This is a genomic window from Streptomyces sp. CMB-StM0423 (genome assembly GCF_002847285.1).
Lineage (GTDB): Bacteria > Actinomycetota > Actinomycetes > Streptomycetales > Streptomycetaceae > Streptomyces.
Genome location: NZ_CP025407.1, coordinates 2325221 through 2351672, shown reverse-complemented (window position 1 = coordinate 2351672; position 26452 = coordinate 2325221). Strand labels below are relative to the sequence as shown.

Below are 26452 nucleotides of genomic sequence, written 5' to 3'. Positions count from 1 at the left end.
GGACAGGGTTTCTCCAGAGGACGGCGCTAGGGACGGGAGGTGCGCTGGCCGGCGGGGTGCGGTCCGGCCGGGGTGGTGGCTACCGGGGGCGACGCGGGGCGGGTGCGTACGGCGGGCGGACGGCCGGGCTTCCAGAGCTGGTGGAAGTCGCTGAACGCGGTCCTCGGGTCGGTGCGCCAGTCCACGATCGGCCCGCGGTGCCGGTCTTCCGTGTGCAGGTTGATGACCTCGATGCCGTGCGGGTGCAGGACGTACCCCCAGTCCAGTCCGCCGGTGGTGCTCGGCGTGACCAAGCGGCCTGCCGCTGGCGCACCGCTGGGGTCGATCACGTTGTCGAGCGTGCGGCTGGGGTACTCGTCGCCGCCGGTCAGCGCGTGACGCAGTTCTTCCGGAGCGCCGCGGAGGAGGCCGGCGCCGAGTACATCCCATCCGTAGGCTGAATCCGGCAGGTCGTCGATGAGGTAGCCGGCCAGGGCCTCGACGTCACCGTTGAAGCGGTAGCGGCAGCTAGTGAGGAGAAGCGGCAGGCGTGCGCTGGGGTAGCCGTCGTAGTGGACGTAGACGCCGGCGTATCCGGTGTCGGTGGGGCGGGCGATGAAGGAGCGCGTGGCCACCTGGGTCTACCGTCCACGTGTCTGGCCGCCGGACGGGGCACCCGGCGAAGCCGGAGGGAGCCCCGACGGCCGGCCCGGTGCCGGAGAAGGGGGACGGGGGGCTGGTGCGGGGTCGTACTCGGCGCGCAGCCTGGCGAGGTCGGCTTCGTCCGCGACGGCCAGCACGTCTCGGGCCCGGCTGGCTGCGGCCATCAACAGTTTGGGCGGGGAGCCCGCGGGGGCGTCGCGGTGCCGGTTGCGCCACTGGGCGGCCTCGACCAGGCAGTCACTGACGGCCTGCAGCACGGGTGCGGCAGCATCCAGCAGGTGCTGGGTGACGGCGCTGACCTCGGCCGGGCTCTGGGCTGCTGCCAGTGCCGAGCGGTAGGCGGGCAGGTCGAGTTCCGGCAGGGCGCTGCCGGGGAGCGGGTGGTCGGCCAGGAACGGCGCGGCGTCGGCCTGGGCCCACGTGATCAGGTCGAGACGGGTGGTCGTGTGGTGTTTGGCGGCCTCGATCTGTTCGGTGTCACGGCCGACGTTGTCGTAAGCCTCGAAGTCGGGGTGCGAGAACAAGAAGTCTCCGGGTCGGGGTGGTGGTCAGGGGGAGCGGGCCGGCCCTGGGCGGTGTGGCGCGGGAGGGGCAGCGGCGGCTGGGACCGGCGGGGCTTGCAGGGTGTGCAGGTGGTCCGCGGCCTGGTGGAGGCGGTGGGAGGTGGCCGCGAGGTGGGCGTGGGCGGCCTGGATCCAGTCGAGTTCGACGGGCGTGGCCCGCTTGGTCCGGTTCCCCACGGCGTCGAACGGCGCAGTGTCGTCGATCGCCCGGGCTCCGGCCGGGGCGATCACTTCGCTGAGCGCGGCCAGGGCACGTCCCGTCGAGGCAGCCGCCAGTGTCAGCTCGGTGATCACGAACCGGTCGAGGGCGGTTCGCCTGCCGCCCGCGCCGGTGATGCGGGTCATTTCCGCGTCGTGGACCAGGTAGGTGAGCAGGCGCGCGATGGCGAATGCGCTGTCGTGGAGGTCGCACAGGCGCGGAGGGTGGTAGGGGTCGGGGAAGGGCACCTCATCGGCTGTGTGGTGGGTGCGCTCGGCGAGGGTGCGCAGCTGGTGGACCGCGTTGCGTACGTCGGCCGGAGGGTACTCAGCGGGCACGGCGAGGGTGCGGGCCCCCGCCCGGGGGTGGGGTCGCGGCCGGCTCCGCGGGGTTCCCGCTGCGGCGGAGGTTCACGCCGATGCCCGCTGAGGTCAGCGCGTGGGCGACCGAGCGGAGGCGCCGGGCCTGTTCGTCTGCCGGGTACGCGGCGGACAGGACGAAAGCATCCCGGTGCGGGAAGTAGCAGAAGCCGGCCATGAACAGCGTGGCGCGGACCTCGGGCGGCACGCTCGTGTACGGCGCCCCGAAGGTCCCGTCGGGATACCAGGTCAGGGTCACGGTCTTGCGGACCGGGGACGGCGCCGGCAGCCGGGGCGGGTCGGGCCGTTCGGCGCAGTTGCGCCGCAGAGCCTTCAGGGCTGCGCAGTAGGTGGGCAGGAGCCGCCGGGCGATCAGCGCCGCGGCGCGCACCGGATCGGCGGGCACGGTGATGCCGCTGGGTCCGTCGATGCAGTCGAAGTGGTGCTCCAGGATCGCGTCGTCGTCAGGAGCGAGGGGAGCGATGACGAGTTCGCGAGTCCGCAGGGGCCGGTGGGTGACGTACAACTGCTGTTCACCGGGGCCGTGCATCACCGCATCGTCGACGTGGACGTACTCCTCGATGAGGGATGCGGCATGGCCGGCTTCGTCCCATAGCCGTTGGAGAGTGGCGAAGTACTCCGGGCCGGTTCTGGCGGGGTTGAGCCGGCTGGTCCAGTGGCCGGGAAGCCGGTCGGCCACGGCCCGGGCGAAGGTAGCGAGTTCGGGGCGGTGCGGGGGCATGGGGTACCTGGGCAGGGGGTCGGGGACGGCGCGGTATGGCGGCGGAACGTGAGGCGGCGGAGGTACCGCGGGTCGGCACGGTTGTCTTCGCTGGCGGCCGGTACTGAGGGGTGCCGGCGGTAGTTGTGTGCTGGTAGGTGTGGATCAGGTCTCTGAGGTGCTCGACGGCCTCGGCGCGGCGGGCGGCCAGGATGTCCAGGGTCAGGGCGCTGTTCTGCAGGATGCCCGGCGAGTCGATCTCGACCGCGTCCCTGCGCGACGCGGTCGAGATCGTCGGCGGTGCGCTGCTTGCGTACGTCATCCAGGCGGGCGGGATGCCGTCATCGACTGGTGGGCGAGCATGTCTTCGCCGCTGCCGGGGCGTGGATGTGACGCAACTGCACGGGAGTCGTGGCCAGGCGGGCGACGGTCCCTTGCGCGCCGGGGAGATCGCCCTGGCAGCCTACGGCCGCTCCACCGCGCGAGGGGCGTTCGGGGCGCTGGCGGCGGGCGAGCGGCGGCGGGCTTCGGCTCGCGGCGGGTCTTGCCGCCGAACTCGTACTCGGTGGTTTCCCAGTTGCTGTGGCGGGCCTGGTGCTTTGCCGAGTCCCGCGCTATCTGGCGCGCAGGCTCTGTGCCGATTGGACGCACCGGACGACGCTCCTGTGGCCCAGGCACGGCCGTTCGCCCGCCCGCTTCTGGCACTGCCCCTGCTAGCCGACAAGGTCCGAGTTTCGGCCCTAGCCGAAGTACTCGACCTTGTCCCAGAAGTCGGTCCGTGGGGCGGTGACGCGCGGGTCGTCGGTGCGGAGCATCCAGTTCTGGAGCTGCTTCCGGAGCCGGGTCTTCACCGCGGCCTGCCGCGGATCGTCCGCCAGGTTCTTCAGGCTGTGCGGGTCTGATGCGAGGTCGTAGAGTTCCTCCTTCGGCCGCTTGCCGGTGGCCAGCTCGAATGTCCGCGCGAATTGCGGCCTGTGCCGGTTCTCAAGGAGCTGCGTCTTGGTGGGTCCCGCGTCGATATCGCCGAAGACCCCCTGCAGGCCCTGGTCGAAGTCCGGATCGCCGGCGGGCCAGCGCTCCGGGAAGAAGTTGCGGATGTACAGCCACCTGTCCGTACGTAGTGCGCGGACGGGGTAGGCGAGGTTCCCCTCCCGGGCCCTGGCGTGTCGCTCGCGCTCGACGACGACGAACTCGCGCGGGGCAGCCGTGCCCGAGAGGGCCGGCAGCAGCGACTGCCCGGTCATCGCCGCCGGTACGGGCCGCCCGGCGGCGTGGAGGAAGGTGGGAGCGAGATCGCTCAGCAGCGTCAGGCGATCGATCACCGTGCCGGGGGTGGCCCGGCCCGGCCAGCGGATCGCGAGCGGCACGCGGGTGCCGGCGTCGTAGGTGTTGGCCTTGGCCCGTGGCCAGGGCCAGCCGTGGTCGCCGGTCATCACCACGATGGTGTTCCCAGCGAGTCCGCGCTCGTCCAGGAGCCGCAGGGCATCGCCGACCTCGCGGTCGAAGCGCTGCACTTCGGCCAGGTAGTTGACGATGTCGGCGCGGACCTCCGGCGTGTCCGGGAGATAGGGCGGGACATCCACGGCGGCCGGGTCGATGCCTGACTGCTCGCCCAGCTCGGGGTCGTACGGCCGGTGCGGATCGGAGGAGCCGAGCCAGAAGCAGAACGGCGTCTGCTCCGGCTGCTGGTCGAGGAACTCGCCGAATGACGGGAAGCCCGGGCCCGCCGGGTCGTGCGGCCACTGCGGAAACACGCCGGGGCCGTAGCCCTTGCGCATCCTGCCGACGCGGTAGCCCGCTTGCTGGAGGAGGTCCGGGTACACATCGTACGTGGCCGGGAGTTCGGACCACAGGTTCGCACCTGCCCCCAGGCGGTGCGGCGCCTGGCCGGTGAGGATCGCGTTCCTGGACGGCGTGCACGAGGGGGCGGCGCAGAAGGCGCGTGTGAACAGCGCGCCTTCGTCGGCGAGCCGGTCGAACGTCGGCGTCCTCGCGGCCGGGGAACCGTTGGCGCCGGCGTCCGGGTAGCCCCAGTCGTCCGCGATCGCGAACAGGATGTTGACCGGTCGCTCCGGCCCCTTCCTCGCCGCCCGGGCAGGCGTGCCCAGCGTCAGCGCACCGGTGATTCCGGTGATCCCGGCGAGCATCGTGCGCCTGCGTATGTCAGGTTCGTCAGGGTTCCTGTCGCTCAACGCGGGCCTCCGCTCCATGTCCTCGTCAGTGATGTACAACGTTGAACATCGCCAGTCCCAGCGTGCCCCCAACTGGTCTGAGGAAACGTGCTCGGTCAGGCCGTGCCTCGTGGAGGCGACGGGATAGCCCATTCATCGGGACACCATCCTTGGGTTCAGGGGAATGAGGGCGTGATAGGCGCGAACCGACGGGGTTTTTTCAGTGCATGCGGGCGTCGGTGTCGAACAGCGCCAGTTCGTGGGGGTGCAGGAGGTGCTGCACGATGAAGCTGCGGCCGGCGACTTTCCACAGGCCCCGGCCGCGGCCCAGGTGGGAGACGGCGTCGGTTTCGACGGATGTCATGCCCAGGAGGGTGGCGGCGGTGAGCAGTTGGTCGGTTTCCTGGCGGTAGATGATGCGGGTGGAGCAGTCGGCGAGGAGGCCCTCCGCGAGGGCACGGCCCTGGGAGCCGGTGTCGCCGGCGGTGAGCAGGTCGGACAGCCGGTGGATGATCAGCATGTTGGCGATGCCGAGGCCGCGGCTGAGTTTCCACTGTGCCTGCATGCGCTGGAGCAGGCCGACGTGCCGCATCAGGCGCCAGGCTTCGTCGTAGATGATCCAGCGCCGGCCGCCGTGCGGGTCGGCCAGGGCTGCTTCCATCCAGGCGGAGGCGCAGGTCATCGCCAGGACGAGGGCGGTGTCGTCGCCGGTGCCGCCGAGCCGGGACAGGTCGATCGTCAGCATCGGCGCGGCGGCGTCGAAGGCGACGGTGGAGGGGGCGTCGAACATGCCGGCCAGGTCCCCGTGGACCAGGCGGCGCATGGCGTGGGCGAGGTCACGGGCCGCTTCTGCGAGGTGCCCCGACCCGGTCTCGGGTTCGTCGAGTGCGCCGGGGTTGGTCAGGGCGGCGGCGATGTCGCCGAGGAGCGGTGGCCGGCGGGTGCCGGCGGCGTGGGCGACGGTGTGGTCGAGGGCGATGTCCAGGGCGGTGTGTTCCATGGGCATCAGGTCCCGGCCCAGGACGGTGCGGGCCAGGGAGCCCAGCAGGAGCAGCCGCCGTTTGCGGATCTCGCCGGCCCAGTCCGCCTCGGAGACGCCGTCGGGCCGCGGAGCGGCGTCCAGGGGGTTGAGCCTGCCGGGCAGCCCCGGCCCCAGCGCGACGGTCCGGCCGCCCAAAGCGGTGGCGACGGCAGTCCATTCGCCTTTCGGGTCGCAGGGGACGTAGACGCGGTATCCGAAGGCGACGGAGCGCAGCGCGATGCTTTTGGCCAGCGCGCTCTTTCCCTGGCCGATCACCCCGGCCAGCATGAGGTTCGGATTCGTGAAGCCAGCGATCTTGCCGTACAGCTCGAAGGGGTCGAAAACGAAGCTGGCCTCGGCGTGGACATCGCGTCCGATGTAGATGCCGTCGGCGCCCAGGCCCCCCTCGGCGAGGAAGGGGTACGCACCTGCGGCCACGGCCGTGGTCATGCGGTGGGCGGGCAGCTTCAGCCGGTTGTTGCGGGCAGAGGCGGGCCCGGGGCGCCCACTTGGAGGGTAGAGCGCGACCGCCGCCTCGCTCCCGGCCGACGCGGGTTCCGTCTGCTGGATGCCGGCCTGGGCACGTACCTCGGCCGTGGCTTCGGCGAGACGGCGGCGGGCTGCCTTGCGGCCGGCACGGTCGGTCCCGTGGGGAGTGAACAGCGGTGAGGCGGAGGCGCGGACGGCGCGCCGGGCGGGCCGGTGGTTCATCGCGTGCAGCTGGTGGTGCGGGGCTGCCGGTGGTCGGCGGGGGTGGTCTTGCGGCGGATGCTGTGCCCGGCGGCGAGGTGCCGCTGGCAGATCGTGAGCACCGGCGGCCCTTCGGGCAGCCGTTCCGGACGGCACGTGCGGGCCTCGGTGTCGTCTGCCGCGGTGTGGCTGGGCAGCAGGTGGAAGGCGTCGTGGAGTTCGGCGGCGGCTTGCCACAGGCGGGTGTGCGCGGCGGCCAGACGGCGGCCGGCCGCCGGGTGCCCGGGCCGGGTGGTCTCGGCGAGGTGGTCCAGGAGCTGGTGCACGGTGGTCAGGTGGGCGTGCAGCACGTCAAGGTGCGGACGGCCCGCTGGCGGTGCCGGGTCGGTGTGTTTCTGGGCGCGGGTGTGGTGGCGGATTCCGGCGCTCGCGGCGCGCAGGTAGGGGTACGCATCGTCGGGAGGCGGGCGCAGGGTCAATGATGGTCCTTCCTGCCCGAGCCCAGGGGGCGCGGGTAGAAGTCGCCCCCCCCGGGGGGCGGTGGCGGAAGCAGTGCTCCTGGCGGGCTCTGGCGGAAGCGCCGGGGAACGCCGGCGATCACAGGGCGGTGCGGGCCAGCGGCAGCGCGGTGATGGTGAAGGCGTCGGGCTGTTGGTAGTTCAGGCGCCGCAGGTCTACGCCGGCGGTGACGGCGTGGGTTTCGATCTGGGCGCAGGCGGTGTCCAGGAGGGCGTCGGTGGCGGCGGTGACGGTGACCAGCCCGGTCAGGGCCACGTCCGCGTGCCCGGCGAGGAGCTGGCGTTCGCGGGTTTTGACGTCGGCGTACTCGACGGAGTCTTCCTCGCTGTCGACCTGCCCGCGGCGGGCGCGCTCGTTGGCGTCGGCGATGATCGCGGCCTTCTTCCTTTGGACGTCCCGGAGCGCGGCTTGCAGGCCCTGCGGGATGTAGATCAGTGACAGGGTGCGCCGCACGCCGGGGGTGAACATCAGCCCGTGCAGGAATCCGGCGTTCGACTCGGTGCGGGGCCAGTTCTCCACCCAGTAGGTGGTGTGCCGTGCGCTGTCGGTGGCCAGGCGGTCGTACTCCTCGACCTGCACGACGGGCCCGGCCGCGGCGGGCTCGGCTTCGGCGCGGCCGGTGCTCGACCACTGCTGGAGAGCGGCCAGCGCGTTCGGGTCGTAGGCGGTGCGGATGACCGCGGCGATCTCCCGTGCGGTCAGCCAGCCGGTGGCCAGCAGTCCCGCGTTGCGGGCGGCCTGGGCGACGGACGTGGTGGTCTGCGCCATGACGGTGAACGCGCCGGTCAGCCCTCCGCCGGCCTGCGCGATGAGACGGCGGGCGGCTTTGAGGTCGAGGGAGACGGCGAGGTAGGTCTCGTGAGGGGCGGCGGCGGGGCCGGCGGAGGTGAGGAGTTCGGAGTAGATCTGCCCGGCAACCGGTGCTTGCGCCTGTCCGTTGCGGGTGAAGTGGCGGGCGAGGCCGTCGCCGCTGTCCGCGACGGTGCGCTCCAGCACCTGCACGGCGGCGATGTGCCCGCTCCGGGCGATCCCGGCCAGGGCGCGTCCCCAGCCGGTCACGTGCTGGTTCTGCGTGGCGGGGTCGAGGAGGACGAACGCGGGGCCGGTGACGCGGGCGATGGCGGTCAACGTGTGCCGGTGCGGATCGTGCACGGCCGCGGCACCGTTGGCGGAGTCGCCGGGGGTGACCACCGCCAGGGCGGCGGCGGCCCCGGGCAGGTGCAGGATGCCGTCGCGCCGGGGCCGGGTGACGGGCCGGGCAAGCCACAGGGTCTGCCCGGTATGGCGGCGGTGTGCGTAGCGGGCGACGATCGGCGCCCAGTCGATCAGGGAGCGGCCGTGCCGGCGCACCGCGACCAGCGCAGCGGAGGCCGCCCACAGCGGGGCCAGGACGATGGCGCCGAGGAGCCCGGTGGTCACCACCGCCATCAGCAGCAGCGCCAGCGTGCTGGAGACGAGGACGAGTTGGGGCAGCGAGAGCCCCAGGAGGATGCCGCGGCGGGACCGGTGCGGAAACTTCACCGTCACCGGCGCGGCGGAAGGATCAGTCAACGAGGCAGGTCCTGGGTTCGCGGGTGGACCCCGGGGGCGGCAGACGGCGTACGTCTCCCGCCCCCGGCGGTTGGGCGGAGGGTCACGGGCCGGCAGGCGGTGGCGGTTCGGCCGCCCCGCCGGCCGGGGCGTGGCGTGCACCGGTCGCCGGGGTGCGCTGCGGCGGCGGGCTGGTCGTCGGCGGCGCGGACTGCCAGCTGCTCCCGGGCCCGGAGCCGCTGCTCGACGGGGGAGTGGCGGGCCCGGGGCTGCCGCCCACCTGGCTGCTGGTGTCGTCGGACACGCTCATCGGAGCGGGCTGGAGCGCCTTGTCCAGACTCGGCTTGCCGGCCCCGCCCGAAGACGGGCTGCCTGCGTTCCGGCCGGGCTGGGCTTCCTTGCCGGTTCCGCCGGTGGGGTTGGCGGCGATGTCGCCGGGAAACCCGCCTGCGCCGGCGGTTTCACCGCCGGGCGATGCGGCTCCGGTCTGGCTTCCGGCTGCTGCGCCGCCTCCGGCGCCGGCGGTGGCCGCTGCGGCGGCCTTGCGGGCTGCCTTCTCGCCGTGGGCCCGGGCGATCTGGGCTCCGGTGCCGCCGGCCCGGTGCAGGGACTCGCCGTCGGTGTCGGCTGCCCAGTGCACGAACTTGAACACCGCGTACGGGCACAGCAGCACCATCGCCATGATGACGATGCCGGCCATGACGTCGGCGAGCGCGGCGGCACCGTCCTTCGCGTCGGACCTGCCCATGGCAGAGACCCCGAGTACGAAGATCACCGTCATCAGCAGTTTGCTGACGACGAGGGTGGCGGTGGCTTCGATCCAGCCCTTGCGCCAGCGGCGCGCGACTTCCCAGCCGCCGCCGGCGGCGGCGAAGATCGCCAGGGTGACCATGACGAGGATGCCGACCTTGCGGACCATCATCACGCCCCAGTAAAAGAGGGCGCCGACCGCGGCGCCGAGTCCGGCGACGACCGAGACGAGCCAGCCCAGCGGGGAAACCGACGCGATCATCTGGACTTTGACGGTGCGGCGGACGGCGGATTCGATGCTCATGTCCGCGCTCTTCAGCAGGCCGGCGGACAGGGCGTCGACCACTTCGACGGCCACCGTGGTCACGGCGATGGCGCAGAACGCGAACAGGACACCGGCGGCGGTGCCGGTGAACGCCTGGGTGAGGGCCTGTCCGTCGCGCCGGATGGCGGCGCGGACGAGCTGCGCGCAGAACGTCGCGACGAGCAGCACCAAGCCGAGCGGCAGGAGAGTCTCGTAGTTGTCGCGGAACCAGCCGGCGTTCAGGTCGACCTTCGTGGTGGTGTCGACGCCCTCGGCGGCCAGGTCGACCGCGGCAACGGCGAGTTCGCCCGCGGATTCGGCCATCCAGTCGCCGATGGCCTTGCCCGGGTCGGCCACGAAACCGGCCGCGTCGTCAACGTCGCAGAGCCTGCCCGCTACCGGGATGTCACAGAACGCCACGCGGTACTGCTCCCTTCTCGCGCGGGGTGCGGGTCACGGCGCGACGCTCGGGGCGATGGCGGCCAGGGAGCAGGCGCGGCCCGGACGGCACTGCACGGCCAGCGTCACCGCCCGCGCCTCGGCCCCGCCGCCGCGCTTGTTCCAGGCGATCTTCTGCTTGCCGGTGACGGTGACGGCGTAGACGTACGCCTCGGTGATCGCCGTGGGATCCTCAGCCAGAGCCTGGGTGAACGCGGCGGGGAAATGGCCTTCGGCGATGGTGGCGGTGGCGCGCTGGCCTTGGTCGGCCATCCGCGACCACAGCAGCGGATCGGGCACCAGGCCGGCCACCGACGCCCAGTCCGCGTACCGGCTCTCGCTGGTCATCCAGGCGCGCATGCCGTCGAGTTGCTGGGTGCGGCTGGTGGTGCGGGTGTCGTAGGACCACAGCATCTTCGCCGCCGCCTTCGCGAAGGCGACCGGCTCGCCGGTCTGTGGAGGCCCGGGCACGGACCCGGACTCCGACGCCGGGACCGACGGCTGGGCCGGTTCGGTAGACGGCGCGCTGCTCGACGGCGAAGGGACTGCGCGCTTGGTGGCCGAGTCGCCGTCTTGGCTGCCGGACAGCAAGGCGACGGCGGCGGTGATGGCGAGCAGGGCGGCGATGACCACGGCGGCGACCGCGGCGCGTCGGCCGCCCGGGTTCCCGGTCCGGTGGGAGGGCAAGGCGTGGGTGGGGAATCGTTTCTGCCTCATTGGACCTGCGATCCGAGGTTGGAGAAGAACGACACGATGCCGTTGGCGGCGCCGAGTCCGAGGGCGGCGCCGGTGGCGACGACGGCGCCCTTCTTGCCGTTGGCCTCGGCCTGGTGGCCGCCGGTGTGGTGGCCCCAGGCCCACACGCCGAGCGAGACGGCCAGGGCACCGACGACGGCCACGATGCCGAAGAGGTTGATCGAGTTGACGACGTTCTTCAGCACGGAAAGGCCGGGCAGTCCGCCGCCCTTGGGCGAGATTCCGGGGTCGTAGGCGAGGTGGATCAAGCGGTCTGGGAGGGGGAGGGGCATGGGGGCAGCGGGGCTCCTCGTATACGCGGGCAGGTGAAAGCGGCGGCGGGAAAGGGGGGAGAGGCCGTACGGAAGGCGCGCTTGGGGCGCAGGAGGGGGCCGCGGCGATCCGTCCGGGGCGGTGGCCGGGCGGCAGGGTGTTACAGGACGCGGCGTACCGCGAGGACGGTCCAGTCGGCGAGAGGGGTGATCCGCACGGGCTTGCCGGTGCGCGGTGCCTCGATGACCAGGCCCCGGCCCATGTACATCCCGACGTGGTCGGGGCGGGCCGCGGTGCCGCGGCTGAAGATCAGGTCACCGGGCCGGAGCCGGCCGGGCGGGTGGTGCGGGACCGGCTTGCCTTCGTTGATCTGCGTGTAGGTGGTGCGGGTGAGTGGAATGCCGGCGTGCGCGTACGCCTGCTGCATCAGGCTGGAGCAGTCGCAGCGCCCCATCGGGTCGGGGCCGTGCGCGTCGGTGCAGGAGCCGCCCCACTGGTAGAGCGTGCCGAGCTGCCGCATCGCCCACCCGATCGCGGTGCGCGCCTTCGGATCGGCGTCCCGGGGGATCCGGTATCCCTTCGGGACGCTGCCCTCGGGGATGGGGCCGAAGCCGGAACCGTCCGGCTCCCCGGCGCAGCCGGTGCCGCCGGCGGAGGAGTCCGGATCCGCGGACCGCTCGTCGTCGCCGGTGGGGAAGGTTGCGGTGACGGCCGCTTGCAGGGCGGTGGCCAGGCCCTCCCACTGCGCGTAGGCGTCGGGGTAGGCGGACTTCTGGACGGCCTGCGCTGCCTGGGCGATGGTCATCTGCTGCCAGCCGTCCACGGTGAGCAAGCGCTGGTAGAACTGCTCGCTGGCGTAGACAGGGTCGCGGATCTGCTGCGCGGTGCCCCAGCCCTGGGACGGACGCTGCTGGAACAAACCCAGGCTGTCGCGGTCGCCGTAGGTGAGGTTGCGCAGCCGCGATTCCTGCAGCGCCGTCGCGAGCGCGATGACTTGCCCCTTCGCGGGGACGTTCAGCGAGCGGCCGGTGGCCACGATCGTCGCCGCGTGCGGGACCTGCTCTTCGGGCAGATCCAGCCCTTCGATGCGGATGTCCTTGCCGGGCGTCCCGTCGAGGATCCGGGCGACCTGATCGGTGATCTCGGCGCTGTCGGCATCGGTCAGGCAACTGCCGGCGGACTCGGCGCTCACTGCGGCGTCGCTGGAGGAAGCCAGCATCATGCCGGCGCCGGCGATGAGGAACGGGGAAAGGAAGACGACGCCGAGGACGGCGGCCAGCGCCTTCAACCCGGGCGAACCGCACGCACATCAGCGCAAGTCGGCATGGGCGGATAGCAAGACGTCATGGGGAGGTGCCCTTCGGGGAGGGGATGTGCGTGCCCGGCGTCCCGTATCGCCTGCCGGCGATCGAGGAAGGGACCGCGGCGTGTTGCAGCGCGCCCGGGTGATCAGGCCGTGACCGGGGCGCCGCCGAGGGGGCGGTCGCGGTGCGGCGTGATGGGGGAAGCGGCAAGCGGCGTGGGGGCGCCGGGCGGTCTAAAAACTGTAGACGCAGATCTGCGGTTGACCAAATAGTCGGCGCTGAGGTGCCGGAAACCGGCACCTCAGCAGCGGACTTTTTGGCCGTCGCCGTTTTCGCGGATACAGTTTTTGGACTCCCCTTCGCTCTCCGCGCCTTCCTCGCCTCACGTGGCCCCTGGGTTTCTGCAACGCCTAGATCTGGCCCGCGAGGACGCGCATGCGAGAGGGAGTCACTTTGGTGCTTCCACCCGAATCGGGGTCTGTCTTTGCCTTTTTCCCTCCACCAGGGCGACGCTCTCACCGTTCTTTCCGGTCTGCCGGACGACTGCGTCGACTCCGTCATCACCGACCCGCCCTACAACTCCGGCGGGCGGACAGCGAAAGAGCGTACGACACGCTCCGCGAAGCAGAAGTACACCTCAGCCGACGCCAAGAACACCCTCCCCGACTTCACAGGCGAGAACATGGACCAGCGCAGCTACGGCTTCTGGTTGACGCAGATCATGACCGAAGCCCACCGCCTCACCCGTGACGGCGGAACCGGGCTGCTGTTCACCGACTGGCGCCAACTGCCCATCACCACGGACGCGATCCAGGCCGCCGGGTGGCTGTGGCGCGGGGTACTGGCCTGGCACAAGCCGAAAGCCCGCCCGCAGAAGGGTCGGTTCACCCAGAACGTGGAGTTCATCGTCTGGGCGTCGAAGGGGGCGATCGACGGCTCCCGCAACCCCGTCTACCTGGACGGCATGTACTCCGGGTCGCAGCCTTCCGGGGCGGGGCGCCGGCACATCACCCAGAAGCCGGTGTCCGTGATGCGCGAGCTGGTCAAGATCTCCCCGCCCGGCGGCACGGTCCTCGACTTCTGCGCCGGCTCCGGCTCCACCGGCGTCGCCGCCCTCCTGGAGGGCCGCGACTTCATCGGGGTGGAGAAGTCAGCGCACTACGCGTCGATCGCATCCGACCGCCTCACTGAAACGCTCCAGGAGACCCTCACCCAGGACGACGTGGTGCTCACCGCCTGAGCCCTCCACCCGCCGGCCAGTGAAGATCCCGCACTCCCTCTTCTTCCCGCCTCGTAGGAGGTCTGCCCCCTCATGCCCGAATCCGAATCCACCGACGGGGTGGAGCCCGTTCGCGTACCGGACCCTCAGTTGGAGGGGGTCGAGGCGAGCGTGCGCCGGCTGATGCAGCAGTCGCAGCAGCAGGCCCAGCAGCTCGACCGCCTCGCATCCGCGCCCCAACCGGGCGCCTCGCCGTTCGCGGCGTTCGGTATGCCGGGGCTCGGCGGACCTCCCGCGACGCCGCCGGAGCCCCGCCCGATCCTGGAACTCGACGGACAGGAGCACGAGGACGAACTCGACGCCTTGTCGGACTGGGTCGATGACTTCCTCCTCCCCGTCTACGGAGCGGAGGTCACCACCGCCGCACCGTGGTGCCTGCAGTGGCAGGAGCACGACGACGTCGTCGCCTGGCTCCACGCCCTGTGGCTCGCCTACCAGCAGCACAAGGAACCCGACGCCGGGCTCGCGGGCCTGTTCGTGTGGCACCGGGACTTCCTCACCCACGCCGTCGCGGCGATCCGGTCACCGGGCGGCCCGCTGTCGGCCTGCATGACCTCACCCGACCGGCCCGCACACCGCATCCTGCCCGGCCCCGCGCCGTCCGCGCGTACGGCAGCGAATGCGGCGGACAGCGCCCGGCCCCCCAGAGCGGACGGGGCCGGGTCGTGAGCAGGAACCGGCAGACCTTCGGCCTGAGCTTCGATCCCCGTGCTCTGACCGATCTGCTGCAGGCGCCCGGCGACATCCGCGACTTCACCTTGTCCTACCTGGAAGACATCGTGAACGCACGGGCCTTCGGGGAACGTCTCGACGGCGACCTCGCGGGCTACCGCAAGGTCGCCATGGACCGCAAAGACTGGCGCATCATCTACGGCTTCCGCCCGGCACCGCCGGACTCGCCGCACCGGCAGGAGATCCACGTCATCGCCGTCAGGCCCCGTGCCGGCAACGACGTCTACGACACCGTCGGCCACCGTCTGGGCATGGCCCGACGGCCGCTGAGCGCCCGCACCCACGCCGCACGCTCCCGCTCCCCGCAGCTCACCCGACCCGGGCCCGTGCCCCGGCCCGGACCACCGCCCCACACGCTGCCAGCGCCACGGCCTGCCACCCCTGCCGCCCCGCGGCCACACACCCGTTGACGCACGGAGCCTCACCCATGCCTGGCAACCCTGGATCCGGCCGGGAAGCGGAATCGCCACTGGCTGATCGCATCGAAGCCGTCACCGGCCACGGCCCTGCCGCACTGCGGGCCTACCGCAACCGCGGCCTCCTCGACGAGCCGCATGCCCGCCTGGTCGACGAGCACGATGCGCTGGCCAGGGCGGGGGCCGGTGTGGACCTCTACCTCCGCGTTCTGCACCGCCTCGCCGACGGCGCGCTGCCCGTCGATGACGCCCTTCTCACGCGGATCGACCGCACTGTCGCGGCCCTGAAGAACGCCGCTGCCGCCCGTGATGGCGCCGCCCGGCGGGTGACGGCAGCCCTGGAGCCCATCGAGGCCACCGCCACCAGCACGACGCCCGGCCCACGACACCTCTCCGAGGCGGAACAGCACGCCCTGCTCGCCATCGCCGGAGGAGCCAAGCTCTACCAGCACCTGCTCAGCGGCCAGGTGTCCGTCACCGCAGCCTCCGGCACCCGCATCCCCTACGCCGAACTGCAACGGCTGGAGGGCGCCGGCCTGGTCGCCCGGGACACCAGCCGCCCCCTGAACGCCGGCCAGCCCATCACCTTGACCGACACCGGCCGCGCCGCGCTGCTCGCCGCCCGACGGCCGCCCACCACCTCGCCGCCCAAGCCCGGTCCCTGGCCCTCATCTGCTGCGCACCGGCGCTGACTCCCGCGAAAGGCCCTCGTTGCCTCCCACCCAACCCGAGCCGGACCGCAAGGAACCTTCCGAAGTCGACTTCGGCGTGGACCAGCTCGACGCCGACGAGAAGGTCTCCCGCGCCTTCCATGTCCTGGTCGGCCTCCATGCCGGCAGCCTGCTCTCTCTCGCCGAACACCACACCGCCGACGGCCGCAGTTACTACGTCCTGTTCGACTCCAGCGCGACCTGGGGCCATCCCGGCGAGGCCCCGTACGTCGGCGTGTACCTGAAGCGGGATCCGGACTCGCGGACCTTCGATTTCAACCACGACGTGCTGCCGCTGCCCGCGATGGTGCAGTCCTGGCTGATCCACCGCGGCTGCCCTCCCGACGCCATCACCCTGGATCCCGGACTGGGCCCTCAGCCCGCGGACGAGGCGACGCGGGCACTGGGCCGACGCCTGATGTTCGAAGGCGACCACTACGGGATCGGTTTCTCCTACACCCGGGACGACCCGGACGACTTCGTCACCGTCGTGGCCATGGGCGCCGTGGACGAGCAGGCCGTGCCGCCGTTTCGCGTCGTGGTCGAGGAAGTCGACACCGATGCGCAGACGTACACACTGCGGGAGGGCGGCTTCGCCACCCCGCAGGAGGCTCTGGGATGGTGCTGGGACCGGCTCGCTGGCGACGCCGGCCCCCTGCCGCCGATGCGTCCGGCGGCAGCGAATCCACGCCCGCCCGGGCTGCCCGGGTCCCCTGCCCGGCGCCCGTCCGGCCCTTCGCGCTGAGCGCTGAGACCGCCGGGCCGGGCGGAACATAGCCGACGATCGCCGGTTAGGCAAACCGGCGATTCTGTGGACCCTTATACCGCCCCGGAAAACCAGGGCCCCTTTCCACGCAGTCTTCCTGCCCTGCACGGAGGTCATACCGGCATGCGCTCCACCCGGAATTCCCCTTCCCGCGGCGATGCGCGGGGCGCCCGGTGTGCCGGTACTTCCGTCACCGCGAGCACAGCCTCAACTGTCCGAACGGCCAGGCGCTGTCTCCTGTTTCCCCGCTGAATGGAGTTCCTTTGTCCGACGACATACCCGAGAACGCTGACCACGTCGTGAGCGTGCTCACCGAACGGATCGAAGCCCAATTCGACATGGGCATGGGCAAGTTGAAGGCCGCGGTCGCCGCCCGGCCGGACGCGAATCCCCAAGCCACCTCCGTCGTGAAATGGCACGGTCTCCTCATCGAATCCCAGGAGGTGCTCGACCGCGCGGAGGACGACCTCCTGGCTGCGCTGGGCACCCAGCCCGGCGAGGTCGACGACCAGACGACGGATCTCGCCCAGTTCGTCAACGCCGCGGTGACCGCGCGAGACGGCCGGGCCCTGGTCGTGCGCTACCTCCTCGACCCCGACGCACCGGGGAAACAGACCACCCCGCGACGCAAGGGACCGGCGGTGCAGACCACCGCCCCGGCCCGCCCCGCTTCGGCGCCGGCGCCGACGGCCCTGCGGGCGGCGGGGAGGGCCCGTTCGTGAGCGCGGACGTCCGGCCCAGCAGCGTCGACGACGAGCTGCAGAGACTCTTCGGCGCCCCACTCGATGCGCTGCACACGAGCGCGACCGGGTCTGACGCCGCTCCTGCGCTGGTCCGCGCCCTGGAGCTGCGCGCGTTCCTCGCCCTGACGGAGGAGCAGGTCGCCAGGGTCCGCGACCGGGTGCACGCCGACACCCGGCCTCAACGGGACATGGGCGAGCTGTCCGCGGACAAGCTCCGCGTCGACGCGCAGTGGCTGCAGGCGGCGCTCGATGCCCGTGACGGCTACCGCGCCGCGCTCGGCGAACTGCTGCGCACCATGCCCGCACCCGCCGTCTCCCGCCCCGTCCGCATGACCCAGCACAGGGCCGTCACCACGCTGCCGCCGGCTGCCGCGCCCGCGATCACGCGTACCGGATCGGCTGCTGGTCCGGGGCGGTGAGGGCGCCGGCTTGGCGGACCTGACCGCCGCCGGGATAGCGGGGCGGATCGAGGACCTGTACGGCGAGCCGCTTGCCGACCTCAAAGCCCATCCCGAGGCCCGGCGGCCCGGGATGCTCGCCGCCCTGCTCGGCATGCACCAAGCCCTCGCCGACGCCGAGCACAGCATCACCTTTCACCGCGACTACCTCACCCGCCTCCTCCAGCCCGGCCGGCGGCTCGGTCCGCACGAGGTCTCCCACCTCCTCGACGGTACTCGCCGGCTCGCCGAAGCCGTCGCCGTCCACGACGTCCAGGCCGCCTCCGCCGCCGCCGTCCTGCAGAGCCTGACCCGCGTAGCTGCCTCCCCACCGACGAGGGAGCCTCCTTCGCCGCCGCCCCGCTCGACAGCAGTAGCCCGCAGCCGCTGAGCCGCAGGCGCCCCCTGCTCTCATCACCCAGGAGTTCTCCTTTGGGCCTCTCTTCCGAAACCGACGCGGACATTGCCCGGGTCACCGAGGCACTCGCCATGATCACGCCGCGGTGGAACGTACGGATCCTGCTGGCGCTGGCCGCCGAGCCGCTGCGCTACCACGAACTGGCCGCCCGCCTGCCCTGGCTGAAGGACAGCCAGTTCCACCCGAAGACCCGCACCCTGTGCGACGCCGGCCTCGTCGAACGTACCGAGCACACGACACGGCACGTCACGTACGGCCTCACCGACCGCGGCGCCGCTCTTCTCCCGGTCCTGCCGGTGATCGTCACCTGGGCCGAGGCACACCTCGAAGAAGCCGCCCAACCGCCCTCCGCGATCGACCAGATCGAGGACAGCCTGACCCTGCTGACCCGGCGCCACGCCGCGGGCATCCTGTGGGCGCTGAGGGTCCGCGGGGAGACCAGCGGCCGGGCTCTTTTCCAGCTCGTCATGCCCCACAGCGCCTGGAGCAACATCTATCCCCCGCTGCGCCAGCTCACCGTCGACGGCCTGGTCGACACCGACGGCCCCGGACAGCCCTACCGGCTGTCCGCCGCCGGCGAAGCCCTGGGCCCGGTCCTCGGTGCCCTGTCCGCCTGGGCCGCCGGCAAGCCCCTCAACCACGCCGCCCACCACCCCGTCTGGGGCCACACACAGCCCCTGTCCGCGCCGAAGCCGCGGTCCGGCCAACCCACGCGGCCGACCACCACGCCCCCCGCGGCGCCACGGCCCGGCGGCGCCCGGCCCTCGTACAGCGATCTGTTCTCGCACGCCACCCCTGCCGGCCCGCCGGCGCCGCTCACGGCAGGAGGCCCGAACCGATGACCACCACTCTGGGACCCGCTGAACTGCGCGCCGCCGCCCGGGTGCTGGCCTCGCCGGCGCTGATCCGGCTGATCACCGAAATCGACGACAACGGGTCGATAGCGCCGAGGATGCTGACCGCCACCCTGTCCGACCTGCCCGCGGGCCGCGCCCGCCGCGCCGTCCACATGGCCCGTGCTCACGGGCTCGTGCAGGCGGGACCCGTGGGCGGCCTCGACCTGACCGATTCCGGCTTCCACCTGGCCGCCTTCTACGACGCGACCGCCCGCTGGGCCCGCCACCACGCCTACCCGACCCCGGTCAGCACCTTCACCACCCGCATCCAGCACACCCTCGACCTCCTCGTCCACACCCTCGCCACCCAGAGCGCCGAAGGCTCGGGTGCGGACTTGCCCGGCGCCGAGGCCGCCGGAGAGGACCTGCCCGGTCATCTGATCCGGTGGCTGACGGCCAACCCGCAACTCACCCAGCCCGTCACCGAGTACGAGCCGGCCGCGTGAGCACCGCGCTCTCCCCCCGGCACGCCCGTCACCCCGCCGGGCTGGCCCGCGGCATCTACCTGCCGCGCACCGCGGACGCCGCGGCGTTCGCCATGTCCACCTACGGCATCCCCCTGCTGGTCCTGCACACCACCGGCTCCGCCGCCCTGACCGGACTTGCGTTCGCCCTGGAGTGGATCCCCCGCCTGGCTGCGTTCGGCTGGGCTGGATCGGTCGTCGACCGGCGCGGGGCATCCGTTGTTTTCTGCCTGGCCTCCCTCGGCCGCGCCCTGGCCCTGGCCGCCGGCGCGCTCCTCCTTAGCATCCATCCGTCCGGAACGGTGGCGAGTACGACGGTGATGGCGCTGGCCGCGTCGACCGGTGTGCTCACCGAGTTCAGCTATATCGCGGCCGAGACCGCCGGCGGCGCCGCCGGCCGCCGGGCCGGCCCGCGGGCCCACCGCGTCCAGTCCGTCCTCCTCGGCATCGACCAGACCGCCACCCTGGCCGGCCCCGCTGCCGCGGGGGTGCTCCTGCTCGCCGGACCGCCGCAGATGCTCGCGGTGGTCGCGGCGATCTCCCTGCTCGCCGCGCTCCTCGCCCTGCACACCCCGCCCTCACCCGTCACTCCCGCCCGGGCGCCGAAGGACCGCGCGGGCGCAGGGCTGGTGACGGGATGGCGCACCATCCGCTCCCTTCCCGCACTCGGCTGGCTCGTCACCGGCCTGACCCTGTCCAACCTGGCCATCGGCTTCCTCCAAGCCGCAGCCCCCGTGATCGTCGTCAAGCACTTCGGGCAGTCCACCACCGCGGTCGGCCTGCTCTGGTCCACCGCCGCAGCCGCCACCCTGGCCAGCGTCGCGCTCTGCCGCTTCGCAATCGACCGCCTGGGCCTGTGGACGGTCGGCGCCGCCTGCGCCGCACTCGCTTCGCTCGCCTGCCTGGCCGCCGCCCACGCACCCACCTACCGCTCCTACCTGATCCTCATCGCCATCCTCATGGCCGCCGAAGGCGGCATGACCGTCGTCCTGCGCACGCTTCGCGCCCGCCTCATCCCCACGGCCGTCTTCGGCAGCACGCTGGCGGCGACCATCCTCATCCTCCTGCTGCCCTTCCCCCTAGCCGGCGTGCTCACCGCGCTGACGCCGCCCGCCGACCTCGGCCACGTCATCACCGCCTGCGCCGCCGTCCAGGCCCTCGGACTCCTCCTCGCCTTCACCCGCCTGCGCACCGACCCCGCCCTGCACACCTGACCCCGCCCACGCTCCCGCAGCCCGAGGAGGACCGCCATGTCACCAACCCGCCCCGAGGCGCCCTGCGCCGGCGGTTGGACCATCACCGAACGGTTCCACGCCTTCGACGCACAGAACCCGCACATCTACCGCGCACTCGAACGCCGGGCCGCCCGGCACCTGGCCGCCGGCCTCACGCGCATCAGCCTCAAGGACCTCTTCGAGGACCTGCGCCGCCAACTCCCGCACGGCGCCGGCGGGCTGAACAACAACTACACCGCCCTCTACGCCCGGAAGCTGATCGCCGAGCACCCGCACTGGGCGGGGGCCTTCGAACTGCGCCAACGCCGCGCACCCTGACCCCACCGGCCCCGGGGCCGCCCGCTCGTCCTCCTGTGCCGTCTGCTGATCGGAGCCTTGTTGACCGCCCGTCCCGTCCTGCTGATCGTTGCCGCCTCCGACCTGGAAGCGCAGGCGTACCGCGGCTGGTGCCTGGAGAACATCGCCGCCCACTACGACGTCGTCCTCGCCTGCGAGAAGGAGCCGACGTGGCAGCGCCCATGGATCATCGACGCCGAAGTCGCCGACCCGGCCGACGAAGAGGCGCTGCTGGCCGCCGGGCGTGCGCTGGCCCGGCGGCACCCGGTGGCCGGGGTGATGACGTGGACCGAGTGGTACCTCGTGCCCGTCGCCCGCCTGGCCCGCAGCCTCTCCCTGCCCACCACCCCTGTCTCCGCGCTGCGCAGGTGCCGTGACAAGGCCGCGGCCCGGGCCGCGTTCGCCCGCGGACAGGTGCCTTCAGCCGTCTCCGTCAGCATCCGCAGCGAGACCGAGGCACGTGAGGCGGCCCAGCGCGTCGGCTACCCCGTCGTACTCAAACCGGCCGCGCTCGCCGCGAGCATGGGCGTCACCCGCGCCGACAACGACGACGAACTGCCCTTCGCCTACCACCACGCCGCCCGGGCCGCGGGCCGCCAGGTGGAAAGCCCCCGGGTCCTGGTCGAGGAGTACCTCGACGGGCCGGAGATCAGCGTGGAGTGCGTCACCCACAAGGGCCGGAGTTCCGCGGTCGCCGTCACCCGCAAGACCGTCGGCATGCCCCCGTACTTCGAGGAACTGGCGCACGTCGTCGACGCCGCCGATCCAGTGCTGCCGCGGGTTGCCCCGGCCGCCACGGCGGCGCTGGAGGCCCTCGGCGTCACCGACGGCGTCAGCCACGTCGAGATGCGCCTGGTCGACGGCCGCCCGCGGCTGATCGAGGTCAATGCCCGCCTGGCCGGCGACCTGATCGGCCACCTCGTCCAATCCGCCACCGGCATCGACCTGGCCCGCGCCGCCGCCGACATCGCCTGCGGCCACACCCCCGACCTCGCCCCCACCCGAAACCGGGCCGCGGCGATCCGCATGATCTACCCCGCCTACTCCGGCACCCTCACCACCCGCGAGATCGACACCGACTTCGCCGACGGCGCCGGCTGGCTCGACCAGGCCACCTTCACACGCGAGGTCGGCGACCGCCTCGTCCTGCCCCCGCAAGGCGACATGTTCACCGCCCGCATCGGCTTCGTGATCACCACCGGTGCCACCGGCGCCGAAGCGCAGGCCCGAGCCACCGAGGCGTACCGGAACCTGACCGTCGAGATCGCTCCCGCGTAGCCCCGCGCGGCTGCCACGGCACGCCGCGCACCCCATATCCGGATGGATCATTTGAACGACCCTGACATCGACGGGGACGTGTACGTCTCCCCCCGGTACCTCGCCGGTACTACGGGGATCGGCGACCCTGCCCTCGCCCCGCTTCTCGGCCTCGGCTGGGACCTGCGCCACGATGACCTCGGCAACGTCTACACCAACTCGCCGAACCGGCGGGTGCGTCTGGGCTACCTCCCCGAAGGCGAGGACGACGGCCTCTGGCGCATCAACGCCTACCGCGACCCCTTCGGCCCGCCGGCGTGGGGCGTCTGCTTCAACAAAGCCACCCCCACCGAGTTCGTGACCGCCTTCACCACTGCACTGGCCACCGCCTACGAGGCCAGGGACGCCTATCTGGCCAGGCCGTTTCCCGGGATCGCCGAGCGCGACCCCATTCGCATCGTCGACCCTCTGCTGCAGCAGGGCTGGACACTGGACCGCCCCTACTTGGGGGTCTACCTGGTCGATGCTCCGGACCGGCACGCTGGCCTGGAGTACACCGGCGGCAACCTCGACCCGGAAGGCGAGTTGACCACGCGGGACGCCCGCTGGCAGCTCTGGGCGGGCCGGTCCATCGACAAGCCGGCCTGGTACGCAACGGCCAGCACCTATACTCCCGTCGCACTGCTCGCCGCCGTCACCCGGTGCGTCGCCGACCCCGCCCCGCTGCCCCGATGGCGCGAAGACACCTTCAGCTACGTCGCGGGCATGGCCCAGCTCACTCCCGTCCGGGCGCCGCTGCCGCCGGCACCCTCGCCCCTCGATGTCCGGCGGGCCGCCGCCCGCCGCCCGGCCGCACTACCGCCGGCCAGCGTCCCGCGCTGGAGCACCAGCACCAGGCCGGCCCTGCCCCGCCCGCGCCGCTGACGCCGGCCGCCTCGAAACGAGAGTTCCATCGTGCTCTTGCATGCCCGCGAGATCTTTCGCCGAGATGTGCCTCCCCTTCCACGATGCGGCCCGGTGATCGCCGTCGGACGCGGTCACGGATCCGTTTCGACTCCCCGACAGTCTGCGTCACATGATGCCCGCGTGATCCCGTCGATGCCGAACGTGCCCGGCGGCGCAGCCGCGCACTCCTGCAGGTGTTCGCGCTGCTCGCGGGCGGCCGACGAGCACGAGGCAGTGCGCCGTGCGGCATCCGGCGCGATGTCTCGAACGGGTCCGCTGGTACCTGCACTTGGGCGATTCGGCGGACGAGCGTGCGCGCATGCTGCACGATGCACCTGACACGACACGTCCAGGGGGGACCATGCGCATGCGTACCGTGGCTGCGGTCGTCGGTCTGTTTCTGACTCTCGGCGCCTGCTCCGGCGACGGCGGGGGCTCCGGCGAAGCACAGACCGCCTGCAAGGAGGCAACCGCCGAGAACCTCGGCATCGCCGCGAACGCCGAGACCGCCCGCAAGCTCGTCGACCAGACGGTGCTGCCGCCGACGTGCGAGGGCATCGACACCGAGACCATCCGGGACATCGTCGACGACGTCATTGAGGAAGAGTTCGACTAGATCGCGGCCGAGTGGGCCCTCGACCGCGGCGCCGCGGTGCCGGACCGCCGCGACGGCGAGCAGTCGCTCGCCCGTGGGCTGCCTCACACGCGGTGTTCTGATTCTCGCTCAGTGGGGACCAGGTCGCCCACGCCGTGCCTGTGCTGGGCCCTCTTCGGGCGGCCGGGGGCTTTTGCCGGATGCGGCGCCATCGTGGACTGACCGGCACTCCCGAAGGAGTGAAGGGCGGCGCGGCGCGTCGGCCGGGGCTCGTGCTGGCGCTATGCAGGGTTCATGAAATCGATCATGAGGCGGTTCGTCCGTGGGATGGTCGGCGCGCTCGCCCTTGTCCTCGCGCTGTTGCTGCTACTGCCAGCTCCGCGGCGGCAGCACAGGGCGAGGTGGTGACGGCTCGGCTGTCGGAGTTGATCTCCGCTCTGCCTGTTGAGGACGAGGGCCCCTGCGCCGGCTACCACCGTCGTGAGTTCAAGCACTGGGCCGATTCGGATCGCGACGGCTGCGACACGCGGGCCGAGGTGCTGCTCAGAGACGCCGTCACGGCCCCGCAGATCACCGGCCGGTGCACGATCGCGAAGGACACCGGTACCTGGTACTCCTGGTACGACGACACCACGCAGACCAGCAAGCTCGACGTCGATATCGACCATATCGTGGCGTTGGGTGAAGCCTCGGACTCCGGTGCACGTGCGTGGACTGCGGCCGAGCGGGAGGCTTACGCCAACGATCTTGACGACCCGCGTGCCCTCCTCGCGGTCCACGACAAGTCGAATCAGTCGAAGGCGGACCGCGACCCTTCGGAGTGGATGCCACCTGCCGTAGCGGCGTCCTGCCGTTACATCACGGACTGGGTCGTGGTGAAGGTCCGCTGGGGCTTGTCTGCAGATGGCCGGGAGCACGCTGCTATTCAGCGTATCGCCGCGGGCTGCGACGACCCAGTAGTCACTGTCGTCCTCGCTCGGTCGACACGTGTCGAGCCGTCACCACGCCAGTGGGGTTCGAGCCTGGCGGCATAGCCGCTGCCGATACACCCCGTCGTCTGGCCTTCGGGCAGGGCGGCGGGGTTTTTCGCTGTGCATGCCCGCGAGTTCGCGGCGCGGCCAGCCGGGCGACGGGACTGCCGAGCGGGCGCCCCGGAAGCGTGATCCGCTCTGTATGAGAGGTGGCCCGGCCACGGCCGGAGGGCCCGCGTCCGGCCTTGGTGGGTCCGAGCCAGCCAAGAGCGCACGAGAAGACTGCGCCCGCTGATGTAGGCAAGCACCTGGGCCGATCTGCTCCACGTCGTGCTGGCCGATCCCTCCTGGATCATGGACCCGCCTGACCTGCCTCAGAACCTGCGCCTGCGGGCCCGAGCCGCGGTAACCCACCGGCCGGGCGACTACCCGTAGGACCACACCTCCCGCTGGGTCGCCGACGAGGCGATCGGCCTGATCGCTTCCGGTGCCTCCCGGAACGGAGGACGATTCGGCTATGGCCAGCAACGTCGACGCCGGTACGCCACCCAACGACTCTGCCGACGAGGAGTTGACGGCCTTCGTGCGCCTGGGCGCCGAAGTGGCCGGCGCCGTTGGCCGGGTGGGCTGGGCCCACCCCACGCAGTTTCATCTCCTGCTGGCGCACGGTCGCCTCTTCACGTACCAACCTCGGCCGGCCGAGGTCCGGAAGCTGCCCGATCGGGAGTGCTACTACAACGCCGCGAGGACCGCCCGTGCTCACCGCGGGCCGCGGCCTGATCTACGCCGAGGGATTCGCCACGACGCATGGCTTTCCTCTTCCCCGCGCCTGGTGTGTGGGCCCCGACGGGGGCGTCGTAGATCCCACCTGGGACCAGCCTGATCCGACGACGGCCTATCTGGGCGTCGCCCTGGCCGATGCCGAGTTGTGGCCGCGAGAGGGCGAAGCCGTCCTCGGCGATCCCAGCTGCTTCCTTCCCCTCCGTCGGGAGGGACTGCCAGGGTCTGCGCGCTCGGATGCAGGTCGCCCACTGACATTCGCCAGTACCGATGAACTGGTGTAGTCCAACGGCGGCTTGGGGTTCGACGACGATCGGCCGCCTGGAGAACCATGGGCCAAGAACCGCCCGCTGGATGTGCCTCCTGCTCGCGCTGCCAGCCGCTCGGCCTGCCACCGCGGTTGCACAGCCGGCGTGGATCAGCGTTTGGCCGCGACCGCGCAGAAGGCGTTGACGGCGTCGGGCATCGCCCAGCGGCTCTCTTCGGGGCGCCAGTGCGATACCGACACCAGCCCGGGTTCCAGCACCTCCAGGCCGGTGAGGAACCGGGTCATCTGCTCGCGGTCGCGCAGCCGGTAGGGGTCTCCGCCCTCGGCCCGCGTCTTCTCGGCGGCGTCCGCGGCTTCGCGGTTGATCGCGTTGGTGCCGTCCTCGAAGACCAGGTAACTGCCCGGTGCCAGCGCCGCGACCAGCCGGTCCCGGATGGCGTACGCCTCCTCGTCGTCCCAGATGGACCCCAGGATGCCCAGCATCATCAGCCCGACAGGCCGCGTAAAGTCCAGCGTGCGGGAGGCTGCGGCGAGGATCGCCTCCGGGTCGCGGGCGTCGCAGTCGACGTACGCGCACGCCCCTTCGGGCGTGGAGGCGAGCAGGGCGCGGGCGTGCGCGAGGACGAGGGGGTCGTTGTCGACGTAGACGATCCGGCAGGCCGGCTCGATGCTCTGGGCGACCTCGTGGGTGTTGTTCGCGGTGGGCAGGCCGGTGCCGATGTCGAGGAACTGGCGTAATCCGGCCTCCTGCACCAGCAGTCGCACCGCCCGGCCGAGGAAGGCCCTGGAGTGCCGCGCGACGTCGACTATCGCCGGATAGACCTGGCGGACCTGGTCACCGACAACGCGGTCCGCCTCGTAATTGTCCTTGCCGCCGTGAAGTCGGCCCGGGGCGCGGTTCCGGTCTTTCGACCGGCCCGTTTCCCCGAACCGCTTCCCGAACCCGCCGTGCGCGTCTCCGCGCAACGGGCTCTCCGCAAGTCCC

At 72.0% G+C, this 26452-nt stretch carries 29 protein-coding genes; 16 read left to right on the top strand and 13 right to left on the bottom strand.

Annotated features, from left to right (window positions below; translation table 11 throughout):
- Nucleotides 1-26: 26 nt before the first annotated feature.
- The 12 genes from CXR04_RS35155 to CXR04_RS09850 form a co-directional block, all read right to left on the bottom strand.
- Nucleotides 27-614, bottom strand: coding sequence for a hypothetical protein (locus tag CXR04_RS35155; RefSeq protein ID WP_234380138.1), 588 nt, complete (start codon nucleotides 612-614; stop codon nucleotides 27-29).
- A gap of 6 nt (nucleotides 615-620) precedes the next feature.
- Nucleotides 621-1166 (bottom strand): hypothetical protein, encoded by a 546-nt coding sequence (locus CXR04_RS09900; RefSeq protein WP_101421482.1) that lies wholly within the window; start codon nucleotides 1164-1166, stop codon nucleotides 621-623.
- 24 nt (nucleotides 1167-1190) lie between these two features.
- On the bottom strand, nucleotides 1191-1742 hold the full coding sequence (locus CXR04_RS09895) for a hypothetical protein (RefSeq protein ID WP_101421481.1): 552 nt from the start codon (nucleotides 1740-1742) through the stop codon (nucleotides 1191-1193).
- Nucleotides 1732-2505: a hypothetical protein gene (locus CXR04_RS09890; RefSeq protein WP_101421480.1), complete on the bottom strand. Its 774-nt coding sequence runs from the start codon at nucleotides 2503-2505 to the stop codon at nucleotides 1732-1734. The genes CXR04_RS09895 and CXR04_RS09890 overlap by 11 nt, the downstream gene beginning before the upstream one ends.
- Nucleotides 2506-3224: 719 nt before the next feature.
- Nucleotides 3225-4676: a sulfatase family protein gene (locus CXR04_RS09885; protein ID WP_234380137.1), complete on the bottom strand. Its 1452-nt coding sequence runs from the start codon at nucleotides 4674-4676 to the stop codon at nucleotides 3225-3227.
- 199 nt (nucleotides 4677-4875) lie between these two features.
- Nucleotides 4876-6387 (bottom strand): ATP-binding protein, encoded by a 1512-nt coding sequence (locus tag CXR04_RS09880; RefSeq protein WP_101421478.1) that lies wholly within the window; start codon nucleotides 6385-6387, stop codon nucleotides 4876-4878.
- Nucleotides 6384-6845, bottom strand: a complete 462-nt coding sequence (locus CXR04_RS09875; RefSeq protein WP_101421477.1) for a DUF6238 family protein — start codon at nucleotides 6843-6845, stop codon at nucleotides 6384-6386. Before CXR04_RS09875 ends, CXR04_RS09880 begins: the two co-directional genes overlap by 4 nt.
- A gap of 118 nt (nucleotides 6846-6963) precedes the next feature.
- Entirely contained in the window at nucleotides 6964-8436 is a 1473-nt protein-coding gene (locus CXR04_RS09870) for an SCO6880 family protein (protein ID WP_199850430.1), read from the bottom strand.
- Between the two features lie 82 nt (nucleotides 8437-8518).
- Nucleotides 8519-9889 carry an SCO6881 family protein gene (locus tag CXR04_RS09865; protein ID WP_101421476.1) on the bottom strand — a complete coding sequence of 457 codons (1371 nt, stop codon included), beginning with the start codon at nucleotides 9887-9889 and terminating at the stop codon, nucleotides 8519-8521.
- A gap of 33 nt (nucleotides 9890-9922) precedes the next feature.
- Nucleotides 9923-10624: a hypothetical protein gene (locus CXR04_RS09860; protein WP_101421475.1), complete on the bottom strand. Its 702-nt coding sequence runs from the start codon at nucleotides 10622-10624 to the stop codon at nucleotides 9923-9925.
- Nucleotides 10621-10935: a DUF6112 family protein gene (locus CXR04_RS09855; RefSeq protein ID WP_101421474.1), complete on the bottom strand. Its 315-nt coding sequence runs from the start codon at nucleotides 10933-10935 to the stop codon at nucleotides 10621-10623. The genes CXR04_RS09860 and CXR04_RS09855 overlap by 4 nt, the downstream gene beginning before the upstream one ends.
- A 140-nt stretch (nucleotides 10936-11075) precedes the next feature.
- A complete protein-coding gene (locus CXR04_RS09850) occupies nucleotides 11076-12203 on the bottom strand; it encodes a C40 family peptidase (protein WP_101421473.1) in 1128 nt (375 codons plus the stop codon).
- 500 nt (nucleotides 12204-12703) lie between these two features.
- Between CXR04_RS09850 and CXR04_RS09845 the strand changes: the two genes are divergently transcribed.
- The 16 genes from CXR04_RS09845 (at nucleotide 12704) to CXR04_RS09770 (ending at nucleotide 24482) form a co-directional block, all read left to right on the top strand.
- A complete protein-coding gene (locus tag CXR04_RS09845) occupies nucleotides 12704-13459 on the top strand; it encodes a DNA-methyltransferase (RefSeq protein ID WP_101421472.1) in 756 nt (251 codons plus the stop codon).
- A 162-nt stretch (nucleotides 13460-13621) separates the two neighbouring features.
- Nucleotides 13622-14167: a DUF4913 domain-containing protein gene (locus CXR04_RS09840; RefSeq protein ID WP_199850616.1), complete on the top strand. Its 546-nt coding sequence runs from the start codon at nucleotides 13622-13624 to the stop codon at nucleotides 14165-14167.
- Nucleotides 14164-14640, top strand: coding sequence for a hypothetical protein (locus CXR04_RS09835; protein WP_101421470.1), 477 nt, complete (start codon nucleotides 14164-14166; stop codon nucleotides 14638-14640). The genes CXR04_RS09840 and CXR04_RS09835 overlap by 4 nt, the downstream gene beginning before the upstream one ends.
- Nucleotides 14641-14657: 17 nt before the next feature.
- A complete protein-coding gene (locus tag CXR04_RS09830; RefSeq protein WP_101421469.1) occupies nucleotides 14658-15338 on the top strand; it encodes a hypothetical protein in 681 nt (226 codons plus the stop codon).
- A gap of 19 nt (nucleotides 15339-15357) precedes the next feature.
- Entirely contained in the window at nucleotides 15358-16101 is a 744-nt protein-coding gene (locus tag CXR04_RS09825; RefSeq protein WP_101421468.1) for a hypothetical protein, read from the top strand.
- A 284-nt stretch (nucleotides 16102-16385) separates the two neighbouring features.
- A complete protein-coding gene (locus CXR04_RS09820; protein WP_101421467.1) occupies nucleotides 16386-16844 on the top strand; it encodes a hypothetical protein in 459 nt (152 codons plus the stop codon).
- Complete coding sequence (locus CXR04_RS09815; protein WP_101421466.1) at nucleotides 16841-17284, top strand: hypothetical protein; 444 nt, start codon at nucleotides 16841-16843, stop codon at nucleotides 17282-17284. Before CXR04_RS09820 ends, CXR04_RS09815 begins: the two co-directional genes overlap by 4 nt.
- A gap of 10 nt (nucleotides 17285-17294) precedes the next feature.
- Entirely contained in the window at nucleotides 17295-17693 is a 399-nt protein-coding gene (locus CXR04_RS09810; protein ID WP_101421465.1) for a hypothetical protein, read from the top strand.
- A 98-nt stretch (nucleotides 17694-17791) separates the two neighbouring features.
- A complete protein-coding gene (locus tag CXR04_RS09805; protein ID WP_101426285.1) occupies nucleotides 17792-18562 on the top strand; it encodes a winged helix-turn-helix transcriptional regulator in 771 nt (256 codons plus the stop codon).
- Complete coding sequence (locus CXR04_RS09800; RefSeq protein WP_101421464.1) at nucleotides 18559-19062, top strand: regulator; 504 nt, start codon at nucleotides 18559-18561, stop codon at nucleotides 19060-19062. The genes CXR04_RS09805 and CXR04_RS09800 overlap by 4 nt, the downstream gene beginning before the upstream one ends.
- A complete protein-coding gene (locus CXR04_RS09795) occupies nucleotides 19059-20294 on the top strand; it encodes an MFS transporter (protein ID WP_101421463.1) in 1236 nt (411 codons plus the stop codon). The genes CXR04_RS09800 and CXR04_RS09795 overlap by 4 nt, the downstream gene beginning before the upstream one ends.
- A 36-nt stretch (nucleotides 20295-20330) precedes the next feature.
- Nucleotides 20331-20633 carry a hypothetical protein gene (locus tag CXR04_RS09790; protein ID WP_101421462.1) on the top strand — a complete coding sequence of 101 codons (303 nt, stop codon included), beginning with the start codon at nucleotides 20331-20333 and terminating at the stop codon, nucleotides 20631-20633.
- A gap of 60 nt (nucleotides 20634-20693) precedes the next feature.
- Nucleotides 20694-21929, top strand: coding sequence for an ATP-grasp domain-containing protein (locus CXR04_RS09785; RefSeq protein ID WP_234380136.1), 1236 nt, complete (start codon nucleotides 20694-20696; stop codon nucleotides 21927-21929).
- Between the two features lie 42 nt (nucleotides 21930-21971).
- Nucleotides 21972-22832, top strand: coding sequence for a DUF317 domain-containing protein (locus CXR04_RS09780; protein WP_101421461.1), 861 nt, complete (start codon nucleotides 21972-21974; stop codon nucleotides 22830-22832).
- Between the two features lie 388 nt (nucleotides 22833-23220).
- Nucleotides 23221-23469, top strand: coding sequence for a hypothetical protein (locus tag CXR04_RS09775; protein WP_159072291.1), 249 nt, complete (start codon nucleotides 23221-23223; stop codon nucleotides 23467-23469).
- Between the two features lie 383 nt (nucleotides 23470-23852).
- The gene (locus CXR04_RS09770; RefSeq protein WP_234380135.1) at nucleotides 23853-24482 is read left to right on the top strand and encodes an HNH endonuclease family protein; all 630 of its coding nucleotides are present in this window, start codon (nucleotides 23853-23855) and stop codon (nucleotides 24480-24482) included.
- Nucleotides 24483-25617: 1135 nt separating this feature from the next.
- Here CXR04_RS09770 and CXR04_RS09765 read toward each other — a convergent pair.
- The gene (locus CXR04_RS09765) at nucleotides 25618-26433 is read right to left on the bottom strand and encodes an SAM-dependent methyltransferase (RefSeq protein ID WP_101421459.1); all 816 of its coding nucleotides are present in this window, start codon (nucleotides 26431-26433) and stop codon (nucleotides 25618-25620) included.
- Nucleotides 26434-26452 lie beyond the last annotated feature (19 nt).